Consider the following 12,251-nt stretch of genomic DNA (forward strand, 5'->3'; position numbering starts at 1 on the left):
GGTTGATGGTGGAAGGTCGGTAGTTGATGGTGGAAGCGCAGTTCACGGCGATATCGGACCACGAACCATCAACCACTCATCACAAACCATCCACCATGAATCTCAATCCCGCATCAGCGTCGATTTTCCGAACAGGCTCTCCACCAGGTCCACGGCGAGCTGCGCGGTCTGGTTGTGCAGGTCGAAGGCCGGGTTCAGCTCGACGATGTCGATCGAACACACGCGGCCGGTGTCGGCGATCATTTCCATCACCAGCTGCGCTTCGCGATAGTTCGGACCGCCCGGCACCGTGGTGCCGACGCCCGGCGCGATCGCCGGGTCGAGGAAATCGACGTCGAAGCTGACGTGCACGTGGGTGTCGGCATCGATGCCTTCCAGCGCTTCTTCCATCGCGCGCTTGATGCCGATTTCGTCGATGTAACGCATGTCGTAGATGTCGAGCCCGTATTCCTTGACGAGTTTCTTCTCGCCGATGTCCACCGAACGGATACCGATCTGGCGGATGTCCTCGGGACGCATCGCGGGCGTCGTGCCGCCGAGCGCGGTCAGCGCCTTCGGCCCGAGACCGCACAGACAGGCCACCGGCATGCCGTGCACGTTGCCGGACGGCGTGACCTGGTGCGTATTGAAATCGGCATGCGCGTCGAGCCAAAGCACACGCAGCTTCTTGCCGGTGGCGCGGCAATGATTCGCGACGGCGGTAATGCTGCCGACGCCCAGGCAATGGTCGCCGCCGAGCAGGATCGGCATCTGGCCATCGGCGAGCGCGGCCGCGACGGCGTCCATCACCAGACGATTCCAGGTCACCACTTCATCGAGATGGCGATAGCCATCGGTCGGCGGCAGCCAGGGATTCACCGGCCCGCTCAAATTGCCGCGATCCACCACCTGCAGGCCGCGGTCGCGCAGGGCCTGCGCCAGACCCGCCACGCGCAGGGCTTCGGGTCCCATGGAGGCCCCACGATGGCCGGCACCGATATCGGTGGGCGCACCGATCAGGGCAACAGGGGGGAAGGTTCGCGACATGGGAAAGATTCCGGCGTCAGAGACGGGATGCGCCGATGCAAGGACGCGGGCGCCCATTCTGCCTCAAGCCGTCGCTACCGCAAAAACGCGGCCGTACGGCCTGGTTCAGGGTTTCGCCGACGAAGCGGCGGGCGACTTTTCCGGCGCCGGTTCTTTTTCCGGTAGTTCTTCAGGCAATTTCGCCGCCTGCCAAGCCTGCCAGCTGCCTTCGAGCTGGCGAACCTTGAAACCGTTCTTTTCGAGCACCGGCTGGATCAGGCCCGAACGGCGACCGCTGCGGCAATACACGACCACCTCGCGCGGTTCGCCGAGTTCGCCGATGCGTGTCTCGAGCTGATCGTGCGGAATCAGTACCGCACCAGGGATATGGCCTTGGGCGAATTCCTCGTCGCTGCGCACGTCCAACACCAGCGGCGCCTTGTGCGATTCGATCAAGGCGGCGAGTTCGGCCGGCGACATCGACGTACCAGCCGCGAGACAGGTGGACGTCATCCAGGCGAACAACAGTGCTAGACGAACAAACATGCGCAGTCCTCGGAAGTCACGGCGTGGAGTGTCCGCATGGCGAGCGTACAGCGCAAGCGACAGCAGATCAGGGTTTGAATTCGAACGAGCGCGTGACGGATTGCGACTGTCCGGTGGGCTGGAACCGCCACTTGCGCAGGGCCGCCTGCACGTTGCGTTCGAACACGCCGCGCGGTTGCGCATCCAGGACGCGCACATCGTCGACGCTGCCATCGGCGCGCACGGTGAAGCTGACCCTCACCGAGCCCGAAATACGTGCACGGCGCGCGGCGGGAGGGTAGTCCGGTGCGGGCGTGCTGATCGGCACGAGGCTAGGCGAGGTCGCGACCGCCCGAGTCGGCGTCGTGGGCGCAGGCACAGGCGCGACGGGCTCGGCGACTGTCGCCGGCGATGCGGATGGCGTTGGCGTCGACGGCTTCGCCGCGGCCGGTTTGTTCGCAGGCTTCGTCGCCGCGGGCGCCAACGGTCGCGGCTTCGCCGGCTCGGTCGCCGGACGCTTTTCGGAACCCTGCGCCGGCAGGCTGCGCTCCAGTCGCTCGATGTCCGTCATCACCTCGGCGGCACCGGCGACCGACGCGTCGAATTTCAGCGCGTTCTCGGCCGACTGCCGGGCGAGCACGGGTTGCTTCGCGAGCACTTGCGTCTTGGCCTGCTCGAGCAGACTGGCGGCTTCGGTCATCGCGTTCTGCGTGCGCAGGACCAGCATGCCCGTGCTTTCGCGCGTGCATTGGGCTTGCACGGCGTCCAGCACCGCTTTCGCCTCGCCGGGTTTGGCCTGGCGCAACAAATCCCTGGCCTGCGCCTCTGCCGGATCGCAGGCCTGAGCCTGCGCCTGCGCCGCCTGGATCATCACGCGCATCGCCTGAAGCTTCACCAACGATTCGTCCTGGCAGACGCCTTCGGCCTCGCTGGCCGAGGTGCCGGCGGCGGCCAGATCGTTGCCATCGATCGCTGTCTGGGTCTTGGCAAGCGCGGTCTGACACTGCGCCAGCGCCTGTTCCGATTGGGCCGTCATCCAACGCCAACCGAACCAGCCCATTAGACCAAGCACGGGCAGGCCGATCGCCAGCACGAGTACCAACGGGTTGCGACGCTTCGTCGCCGGTCGCGCCGGGCTGCGATCGCGAAACTCTATCGCCGAAACCATGTCGGCGATGTTCTTGTGCATCGCCTCCGGCTCGGCGGCGGCGGGCACCGCAGCGACGACCGACGCAGCACGCACATGGGTAGGGACTTCCCTTCCGGGTTGCATCGCCGCCGGCGTGCGCGGTGGCGCGCCTTCCGCTTCGTCGCGGCGGCGTTCCGCTTCGCGCTGGAGCTCGATCTGTCGTTGCAGCTCGATCTCGCGCAGCTTCGCTTCGCCCTTCTGGCGGGTTTCTTCTTTCCGGCGTGCTTCTTCCTTGAGGCGAGCTTCTTCCTTCTGGCGAGCTTCTTCCTTCTGGCGCGCTTCTTCCTGCTGGCGAGCTTCTTCCTTCTGGCGAGCTTCTTCCTGCTGGCGAGCTTCTTCCTTCTGGCGAGCTTCTTCCTTCTGGCGAGCTTCTTCCTTCTGGCGAGCTTCTTCCTTCTGGCGGGCTTCTTCCTTCTGGCGGGCTTCTTCCTTCTGGCGGGCTTCTTCCTTCTGGCGGGCTTCTTCCTGCTGGCGAGCTTCTTCCTGCTGGCGGGCTTCTTCCCGACGGCGCTCCTCGTGCAGCTGCGCGGCCATGTCGGGTCGTGGCTGCGGTATCGGCGTCACCATGGTCGGCGCCAAGGGCACAACCGGCACGGAATCGGAGGACGAAGGCGGAGGCGTGTCGGGCAACAGCCTTTCGCGCACTGCGGCGACGACGGCCAGCGCGATCTCCTCCTGGATCTCGAAGACATCGACGAGCTGGCGATCGAAGGTTTCCGACCATAGATTGAAGCCGTCCGCCACCTTGATCAGCTGCACCGAGACGCGCACGCGTTCGCCGACCTTGCGCACGCTGCCTTCGAGCACGTTCGAGACTTTCAGTTCGCGGCCGATCTCGGTCAGGTTGGCGTTGCGGTTCTTGAAACTGAAGGAAGCCGTACGGCCGGCGGTGTGCAGTTTCGGCACGCGCGCCAGCAGGCCCAGCAGTTCTTCCGACAGGCCGTCGCAGAAATATTCCTGGTCCTTGGCCGGACTGAGGTCGGCGAAAGGCAGCACGGCGATGGATGCCGCGCTGTTGTTGGTCTGCGAGGCCATCGGCAACCCGCGCGGCGTCGCCATCGACACCGTCATCGCCGGCGTGAGCGTCACATGCGCGTCGATCCAACGCATGACTTCGGTGCCGTTGGCGACGCGTCCGGCCGGGTCCTTGGCGAGCATCGCATCGAGCAGTTCCTGCACGAAGGACACCGCGGCCGGCAATCGCGGCACCGGCGACATCAGGTGCTGCATGCCGATCGCCCAGCCATCGGCTCCCTGATACGGCAGTTCGCCGGTCAGCAGCTGGTAAAGCACGATGCCGAGACTGTACAGATCGCTGCGGCCGTCGCCATGCTCGCCGCGCAACTGCTCGGGGCTCATGTAGTGCGGCGTGCCGACGCTGGTGCCCTCGCGCGTCAGGCCGATCTGCGATTCGGCCGCGTGCGCAATGCCGAAATCGGTCAATACGCAGGTGCCGTCGGCGCGCATCAGGATGTTCTCCGGCTTGACGTCGCGATGTGCGACGCCCTGCCGATGCGCATAGTCGAGCGCCGCCGCGATATCGCGGATGACGCGGAAGGCGAACTTCAGATCCGGCTGCGTGCGGATCATCTTGGTGATCGTGCCGCCCGCCTCGTAGGCGATCGACATGTAGGGCGTACCCTCGTGCACGCCGACGTCGTGCACGGCCACGATATGCGGGTGGTGCAGTTTGGCCGCGATGCGGGCTTCGCGCAGGAAGCGTTCGGTGGCGACCGCATCCTGCGCCAGGGATGGCGACAGGATCTTCAGCGCGACCTCGCGACCCAGCGACTGCTGGATGGCCAGGTAAACCGTCGCCATGCCGCCTTGCCCGAGCGGACGAAGAATGGTGTAGCCCGGGACTTCGATCATGGGCAGCCTCATGATGCGAACGAATCGAGCTTATTCCCCGGCCGGCCGGCCCGCAACGAAGGCCCGCCGGCGGTGCCGACTCCTGCTAGGCAACGGCAAAGCCCCGTCCACGAGGACAGGGCTTGCAGGATGCAGGGAGTCGCGGTGGCGCGGAGATGGTGCCGACACCCGGATTCGAACTGGGGACCTACCGCTTACAAGGCGGTTGCTCTACCAACTGAGCTATGCCGGCAACGGACGCGATTCTATCGCGCGTCGGCCAGGGACGCGATCATGGGCATTGCACGTTCTGCGCCGTCAGGGCGCTGCCGGGCAGGCGCTTGGCCCAATCGAAACCGACCGGCGCGGCGATATCCACCCACCATTGCGAGCCCTGCTCCGTGCGGGCTTCCACGCTGGCCTGATAGCCGAGTTCGGCGACCTGCTGCTGGCGACGCTGGGCGTTTTCGAGTTCGCGGAAGATGCCGAGCGATACCGTGTTCTGCTGATCGCCGGCGGTCACGACGTAGTAGTCGTTGATGCCGCGCGCGGCGAGGCCGCGTGCGGTTTCCAGGGCTTGCGAACGGCTGCCCGAGGCCGGAAGGAAAACGCGGTAACCGCGCAGGCGCGTCGCCGGTTCCTCGCGGTACTGGATGCGCCCGACGTGCGGCGTCAGGCTCGTCATGACGCGCCTGAGCTCGGCATTGCTTTCGATCGGACCCAGCGTCATGCAGACCGGGTTCTCGCCCAGTTCCTCGACCACGGCTTCGGCCGGGCTAGCCGCTTCGATACGCGCGGCGGCGCTTTCACCGACCATGGCCAGGGAGGGCGTGGCGCCATCGGTCATCGTCCAGCGCGGCGGCAGCGATGGACGATGCCAGAGCCACCAGGCCGACACGCCGAGGTTCATCACCACCACCAGCAGCAACAGGGCGCGCAACATCAATCCGCACTCCATCCGGCATGCAGGGCCAGTCCATCGATGACGAGATTCGGCAGCATGATCGGGCGCAGGGGCGAGAGATCGCCCAGATCGGCTGCGCCTCCGCCGGTCACCAGCAATCGCGCCGGTTCGCCCAGCCGCATGGTCGCCTGGCGCAAGCCGCGCTCGATCAGACCCAGAGCGGCGGCCTGCACGCCGGAAACCACGGCATCGTCGGTGTCGCAGGCGAAATCGACGATCTCGCCGTCGGCCACGTCGAGTACCGGGAAACGTTCGGCCAGCGCGCGGCGCTGATGCGCCGGCGTGGCGGCGATCAGTCCGCCGATGTGCTGTCCGTCTTTCGCCAGCAGATCCACGGTGAGCGCACTGCCGACCGACACGATCAGATGCGGTCCATCGCTGCGCTCGCTGGCGGCCAGCAGCGCAAGGAAACGGTCCACGCCCAGGCGTTCGGGTGCGGCATAGGCGATACGCAGGCGACCGCACTGCGCTTCGCTACGGACGCGCCGGACGCGCACGCCGCGGCCATCCAAGGCCCGCTCCACGTCTCCGGTGATCCGCGCATCGGCGACCGAGGCCAGATGTGCCACATCGCCGGCCGCGATGCCTTCCAGCCCTTCGACCACCGCTTCTGCGTGCGTACATGCCCGCACTTCGCCGGCCCGGCCATCGGGCTGCAGCGCAGCAAGCTTCAAACGCGTATTGCCGAGATCGATCAACCAGTTCATTCGGAGCGCACGCTGACTTCGCCTCCATGATACCGGCCCTCGCCTTCCGGCAGCTGTACACGCAAAGCTCCGTCCTCGGCGATGCCGAGCGCCAGACCCTCGACACTGTCGCGGCCGTCGATCACCCGCACCCGATGGCCGTGCAGGGAATCGAGCGCCTGCCAGCGCCGCAGGAAGGCCGGAAATCCTTCGCGTTCGTAAACCGCCAGGCCGGGCAACAGGCGATCGAGCACGGCCACGAGCACGCGCTGGCGCGAGACCTCATCCTTCGTCAGACCGGCAAGATCGCACCAGGGCTGGTCGATGAGTTCGCCCGACGAGGACGGCATGCGTACGTTCAGGCCCAGGCCGATCACGGCCTCGCATGGCCCCATCGCCTCGCCGCGCAACTGGATGAGGATGCCGCCGAGCTTGCGCCCGCCGACGACCAGGTCGTTCGGCCATTTCAGGCGGACATCGTCGAACCCCGCCGCCTGCAGCGCCTCCGCCACCAGCACGCCAACCGCCAGGCTCAGCCCCGACAACAAGGCGAAACCAAGATCGAAACGACGCGCCACGCTCAAGCAGACATGCGCTGCCAGAGGCGAAGCCCAGGCGCGGCCACGACGCCCCTGCCCTGCGGTTTGACGTTCGGCCAGCCAAAGCGCGCAGCCTTTCGTCGGCGCCGCGGCAGCGAGCGCGCGCGACTGCGTCGAATCGGTTTCGAACGCCAGATGCAGCTCCGCCAGTTCCGCGCGGGCGCTCGGCGACAGGGTCGCGAGGATCGCATCGCGATCGAACAATTCGATCGGCCTGCGCAGGCGATAGCCACGGCCCGCCAGCGCATCGATCTCCACTCCTGCCGCACGCAGCGCTTCGATGCGCTTGTGCACGGCGCTGCGCGTGATGCCGAGTTCGTGCGCGAGCGCTTCGCCGCTGACCGGTCCGGCCAGGAGCTTCTCCAGCGTTTCCTTCATGCGGAACGCCGCCGCCGCAGGAAACGCGCGCGTTCGAAGCGGTGTTCGGTGCCCGCGCGCAGACGCGCGAGGTTCGCGCGATGCGTGAACACGATCAGCAACGAGACCGCGAAGCCGAACAGGAGCCGGATCGCGTCCACCGGCGGAACCAACGCGAACACCGGCAAGGTCGCGACGGCCAACACCGTCGACAGTCCGACGTAACCGCCCAGGCCCAGGCTCAGGATCCAGACCGCCAGCACAGGCAACAATGCCCAGGGCCAGAGCAACAGCAGTCCGCCGATCAAGGTGCCGGCGCCCTTGCCACCGCGAAACCCATGGAAGACCGGCCAGACATGGCCGCAGATCGCCGCCAATACGGCGGCATAGGGCGACCAGGCGAAATCGCGACCGAAACGCAGGGCCAACCAGGCCGCCAGCACGCCCTTGCCGACGTCCACGATCACGGTACCCAACGCGAACTTCCAGCCCTGCGTGCGCAAGGCGTTCGTGCCGCCGGCATTGCCGCTGCCCTGCGTGCGGATGTCCACGCCGCGCAATCGGCCGAGCAGCAGGCTGCCCGACACGGAGCCGAGCAGATAGGCGGCCAGCAGCAGGATCAGGACGGACGTCATGGCGCGATTATCGCCCGAAGGGCGAAGGCGGCGTCACTTGGGTGCGGGCTGCAGCCCTGCCACGAGCGCACCGGGGCCGGCATGCGCGCCGACCGCCGGCCCGGTTTCGACCACCCAGCTTTCGCTGCAGTCGAGTTCGTTCTGCAGCGCGCGCTGCAAGGCCACGCCATCGTCGTAGGCATCGCAATGGCCGATCAGCAATCGCCAGCGCTGCGAGCGATCGACACGCTGCGCCACGTAGCGGGCGAAGCGCTCGGGAATGCGCTTGCCGCCGAGGAAAGCGCCCGCCATCTTCAATTTCCCGTCGGCGCCGAAGCGAGCGATCGGCGTCAGCCCCAACGCCGACACCACCGGCTTGGCCCAACGCGGAATACGCCCGCCGCGAACGGCATGGCCGATGTCGCGTGCGACCGCCCAGGTCAGGGTCAGCGGCTTGAGGCGTTCGAGTTCGGCGAGGATGGCGTCGACGCTTTCGCCGCGTTGCGCCCATTCGGCGGCCGTGATCGCCAGCAAGGCCTGGCCGCCAGCGCCGTTGGCCGAGTCGAATATGCGCGTGCGCTCGGGATGACCGCGCTGCGCCGCCGTTTCGGCCGATTGCAGCGTTCCGGAGACGGCGCGCGCGAGGCCGACGTAGACAAGGCTGGGATGATGCGAGAGCAGGAATTCGAACTGCCGACGGAAATCGCCCGGCGGCGGCTGGCTGGTGCGCGGCAATACCAGTTCGGTGCGCAGCTTGCGGTAGAACTCGGCCGTGGTCAGCCCGACCTTGTCGAGATAGTCCTGGTCGCCGAAACCCACGCGCACCGGAATCATGTGGATGTTCAGACGGCGCGCGGCCTCGTCGGGCAGGTCGGCCGCGCTGTCGGTGACGACGGCGACACCACCGCCCGCTGCCGCCGAGCGCGCCTGCGCATGCATGTCGTCGGCCTTGGTCGCTTCGACCCGGCCGAATCGCGCGGCCGTTTCGAACAAGGCTTTCGGGTCGGAAACATGCGCGTGCAATCGCAGACGCGAATGCGAGCCGGCGACGACGACGCAGGATGCGCCGAGATCGCTGACCGCCGCGCGCAGACCGGCGCGATCCAGCCCTTCGCCGATCAGCAGGCATTCGCTGCACCAGCGATGCTCCGGGTCGCCTTCGAACAATTCGCCATGCGCCTGCGCCGCTTCCAGGTCTCCGCTGTCCTCTTCGGCCTGGCGATCGTCGGTCGGGCGACCACCCCGCATGAATTCATCGATTCCTTCGAGCAAGTCGACAAAGCCCTGGGCCCCGGCGTCGACGACGCCCGCCTTCTGCAGCACCGGCAGTTGGTTCGGCGTATTCGCCAGGGCTTGGCGGGCACGCGCCAGTGCGCTCTGGAACCAGGGCCGCAGCTCGCTGACGCCATGCCGGGCGTCGAGCGCCTCGGCGAAGGCGTGGATGACGCTGAGGATCGTGCCTTCCTTCGGCTCGGCCAAGGCCTGGCGGGCCGAGGCCGCGCCGGCGCGGATGGCCTGCGCCAGGGCGGCGGGATCGATGGCGCCGTGCCGACCGGCCGCTTCGGCCAGGCCGGTGAAGAACTGGGCCAGGATCGCCCCGGAATTGCCGCGGGCGCTGTCCACGGCATCCTCGCCGACCCGGTGCAGCAGTTCGCCGGCGCTGGCCGTGCGCCGGCTCAGGGCACCGGTCAGCAGGCCGCTCAGGGTGAAGGCCAGATTGCTGCCCGTGTCCCCATCCGGCACCGGAAATACGTTGATACGGTTCAGGGTCTCGCGCTGGGCGATGACGCGCCGGACGCCCGAGATCAGGGCCCGCCGCAGGGCGGGGCCACGGATGCGCAGGGGCGGGACGGCGATCGGAACGGCACTCATCGCCGCGAGTCTGCCGCGCCCGGCGACGGACCGCCATGCTGCATCGCAATAACCCCCACGGCGCCCGCCAAGGCGCTAGAATGTTTCTTGCAACTTTTTGTCCAGTTCAGGCATCTGAACTGGAAATCAACAAAAACGGGGCCGTGTCATGCGTCGTCTTATCCTCGCTGCCTTGCTCGCTCTCTTCGCGACCAGCGCCATGGCCGGTGGCACCGCCACGACCGACGACGCGACCACTTGCCCGAAAACCGCGAAGTCGACGACGGCCACGCAGCCGAACGACAACGACAGCAGCGCGACCGGACAGAACGCGGCCACCGGCACGCCGGTGCGCAGCAACGGATCGCGCGGTTTCGCTCCGCGCTGGCATAGCCTGCTCCCGGGCATGTTCCGCTGAAGCAATCGGTCCGAGCGCGAGCGGATCTCTCCGTTAGCGAATAACGAGCATCAGAACAGCGGCGGGAAGCGCAGCACGAAGCGTGCGCCCCCGAGTTCGCTCGAACGATCCACCTTCATCTCGCCGCGATAGGCGCGCACGATGTCCTGCACGATGGCCAGGCCGATGCCATGGCCCTGCACGCGTTCGTCGCCGCGCACACCACGCTGCAACAGGCGTTCGACATTCTCCGGCGCGATGCCCGGGCCATCGTCCTCCACGGTGAAAGCCAGGCCGGGACGGCGATAACCGATCACCGTCTCCTGCTTCACCGTCAGCAACACGCGGCGCTGCGACCACTTGAAGGCGTTCTCGAGCAGGTTGCCCATCAACTCCTGCAGGTCGCCGATCTCGCCGGGGAAACGCGAGGCCGGGTCGATGTCGAACTCGCAGAGCACGCCCTTGCCGGCATACACCTTCTCCAGGCTACCGACGATTTCCTCCGCGCGCGGCTCGATCGGGATCGGCGCGGCGAACAGGGCGTGGCCGCTGCGCGCGGCGCGCGAGAGCTGGTAGGAGACGATCTCGTTCATGCGCTGCACCTGCGCCGATACGTCCCGGCGCAGCTCGTTGAAATTCGTATCGGTGTCCAGGCGCGAGCGCAACACCGCCAGCGGCGTCTTCAGGCTATGCGCCAGGTCCGACAGCGTATTGCGGCTCTGGTCGAGATGGCTGCGCTCGCTCTCGATCAAGGCGTTGATGCTCTCCACCACCGGATCGAGCTCTTTCGGCCAGCCGTCGCCCAAGCGCTGGCCCAGGCCGTTGCGCACGAACTCCAGGTCGCGTTGCAGGCGCGTGATCGGCTTCAGACTCCAGTACTGCACCAACAGCTGCACGAGGAACAGCACGCCGGCGGCAAGACCGAGATAGCCCCACAACGCGCGCCGGAACACGCCGACCTGTCGGGTGAGATAACCAGCTTCCTCGTAGACCGCGAACGTCAGCGGCACGTCGCCGTTCGGCGTTTCCCAGATGGTGGTGTGCGAGAGCCGGTACACCTCGCCCATCAGGCCGTCGGCATCCTTGTAGGGCAGCGGGCCTTCGAAGCGCATTTCGCCGGCGCGCATCATCGTCGGCGGCGGCAGGTCGCGACCGAGCGACGAAGCCGATTCCCAGCGCAGCCGGTGGGCGATCAGGCCGGCATACAGGCCGCTGCCCGGACGGCTGAAACGCGGATCGGGCGGACGCTGCGGCATGTCCAGCGCCCCGTTGCGCAGGAATTCCATGCCGTTGTAATAGTCCTTGATGTAGTTCTGCAGGCGCTGTTCGAGCGAACTGTAGGCCGCTTCGCGAAAGGCCTGGTCGAGCGCATAACCGGTGAAGCCGAGGAAGGCCACCAGCGCCAGGCTCGCGCCCAGCAGCTGGCGGAACTTCAGCGAAAGAGGACGCCGCCGCGGCATTCAGCGGCGCCGGGAGAGGCGAATCCGGGACCCCACCGGCCGCACGCGGGGTTTATTCGCTGCGCGGGATGGCGAAGCGGTAACCGCGGCCGCGCACCGTCTCGATCGGCTTGAGTTCGCCTTCCGGGTCGAGCTTCTTGCGCAGGCGGCCGATGAACACTTCCAGCACGTTCGAATCGCGGTCGAAATCCTGCTGATAGATGTGCTCGGTCAGGTCGGCCTTCGACACCAGCTCGCCGGCGTGCAGCATCAGGTATTCGAGCACCTTGTATTCGTAGCTGGTCAGGTCGACGCTGCCGCCGTTGACCTGCACCGTCTGCGAACTCAGGTCCAGGCGCACGGGGCCGCAATCGAGCGTGGGTTTGCTCCAGCCGGCGGCACGGCGCATCAGCGCGTTGACGCGGGCCAACAGCTCTTCGATATGGAAGGGCTTGACCAAGTAGTCGTCAGCGCCGGCCTTCAGGCCTTCCACCTTGTCCTGCCAGCTCGAACGCGCGGTCAGGATCAGGATCGGGAATTTCTTGCCTTCCGTGCGCAGGTTGCGCACCAGTTCCATGCCCGACATCTTCGGCAGGCCGAGATCGATCACGGCCACGTCGAAGGGCAGCTCGCGGCCGTTATACAGGCCTTCCTCGCCATCGGCCGCCGCATCCACGGCAAAGCCTTCGCGCTTGAGCCGCGCGGCCAGGGTTTCACGGAGGGGAGCTTCGTCCTCGACCAACAGAATGCGCATGGTGCCTCCTTGGCGGATAG

The 12,251-nt window shown here is 66.9% G+C and carries 11 protein-coding genes and 1 tRNA gene; 1 reads left to right on the plus strand and 11 read right to left on the minus strand.

Annotation, left to right across the window (positions count from 1 at the left end; all coding sequences use genetic code 11):
- Positions 1-102: 102 nt before the first annotated feature.
- The 9 genes from rocF to QM707_RS09840 all read right to left on the minus strand — a co-directional run bounded on the left by rocF (position 103) and on the right by QM707_RS09840 (position 9,662).
- A complete protein-coding gene (rocF, locus tag QM707_RS09800) occupies positions 103-1,026 on the minus strand; it encodes an arginase (RefSeq protein WP_415001662.1) in 924 nt (307 codons plus the stop codon).
- Positions 1,027-1,131: 105 nt separating this feature from the next.
- Positions 1,132-1,551, minus strand: a complete 420-nt coding sequence (locus QM707_RS09805) for a rhodanese-like domain-containing protein (RefSeq protein ID WP_415001663.1) — start codon at positions 1,549-1,551, stop codon at positions 1,132-1,134.
- Between the two features lie 67 nt (positions 1,552-1,618).
- Complete coding sequence (locus tag QM707_RS09810; protein ID WP_415001664.1) at positions 1,619-4,591, minus strand: TonB family protein; 2,973 nt, start codon at positions 4,589-4,591, stop codon at positions 1,619-1,621.
- 156 nt (positions 4,592-4,747) lie between these two features.
- Positions 4,748-4,823: transfer RNA gene (locus QM707_RS09815), tRNA-Thr, on the minus strand.
- A gap of 39 nt (positions 4,824-4,862) precedes the next feature.
- Positions 4,863-5,513 (minus strand): SPOR domain-containing protein, encoded by a 651-nt coding sequence (locus tag QM707_RS09820; protein WP_415001665.1) that lies wholly within the window; start codon positions 5,511-5,513, stop codon positions 4,863-4,865.
- The gene (locus QM707_RS09825; protein WP_415001666.1) at positions 5,513-6,241 is read right to left on the minus strand and encodes a type III pantothenate kinase; all 729 of its coding nucleotides are present in this window, start codon (positions 6,239-6,241) and stop codon (positions 5,513-5,515) included. Before QM707_RS09825 ends, QM707_RS09820 begins: the two co-directional genes overlap by 1 nt.
- Positions 6,238-7,197: a biotin--[acetyl-CoA-carboxylase] ligase gene (locus QM707_RS09830; protein ID WP_415001667.1), complete on the minus strand. Its 960-nt coding sequence runs from the start codon at positions 7,195-7,197 to the stop codon at positions 6,238-6,240. The genes QM707_RS09825 and QM707_RS09830 overlap by 4 nt, the downstream gene beginning before the upstream one ends.
- Positions 7,194-7,811, minus strand: coding sequence for a glycerol-3-phosphate 1-O-acyltransferase PlsY (plsY, locus tag QM707_RS09835; protein ID WP_415001668.1), 618 nt, complete (start codon positions 7,809-7,811; stop codon positions 7,194-7,196). Before plsY ends, QM707_RS09830 begins: the two co-directional genes overlap by 4 nt.
- A gap of 33 nt (positions 7,812-7,844) precedes the next feature.
- Positions 7,845-9,662 (minus strand): DegV family protein, encoded by a 1,818-nt coding sequence (locus tag QM707_RS09840; RefSeq protein ID WP_415001669.1) that lies wholly within the window; start codon positions 9,660-9,662, stop codon positions 7,845-7,847.
- A 148-nt stretch (positions 9,663-9,810) separates the two neighbouring features.
- Between QM707_RS09840 and QM707_RS09845 the strand changes: the two genes are divergently transcribed.
- Positions 9,811-10,059, plus strand: a complete 249-nt coding sequence (locus QM707_RS09845) for a hypothetical protein (protein ID WP_415001670.1) — start codon at positions 9,811-9,813, stop codon at positions 10,057-10,059.
- Between the two features lie 50 nt (positions 10,060-10,109).
- On the opposite strand, the gene QM707_RS09850 is transcribed toward QM707_RS09845, so the two are convergent.
- A complete protein-coding gene (locus tag QM707_RS09850; RefSeq protein WP_415001671.1) occupies positions 10,110-11,498 on the minus strand; it encodes an ATP-binding protein in 1,389 nt (462 codons plus the stop codon).
- 52 nt (positions 11,499-11,550) lie between these two features.
- Entirely contained in the window at positions 11,551-12,231 is a 681-nt protein-coding gene (locus QM707_RS09855; RefSeq protein ID WP_415001672.1) for a response regulator transcription factor, read from the minus strand.
- Positions 12,232-12,251: the final 20 nt, after the last annotated feature.

It is taken from the genome of Arenimonas sp., assembly GCF_047602345.1.
Lineage (GTDB): Bacteria > Pseudomonadota > Gammaproteobacteria > Xanthomonadales > Xanthomonadaceae > Arenimonas.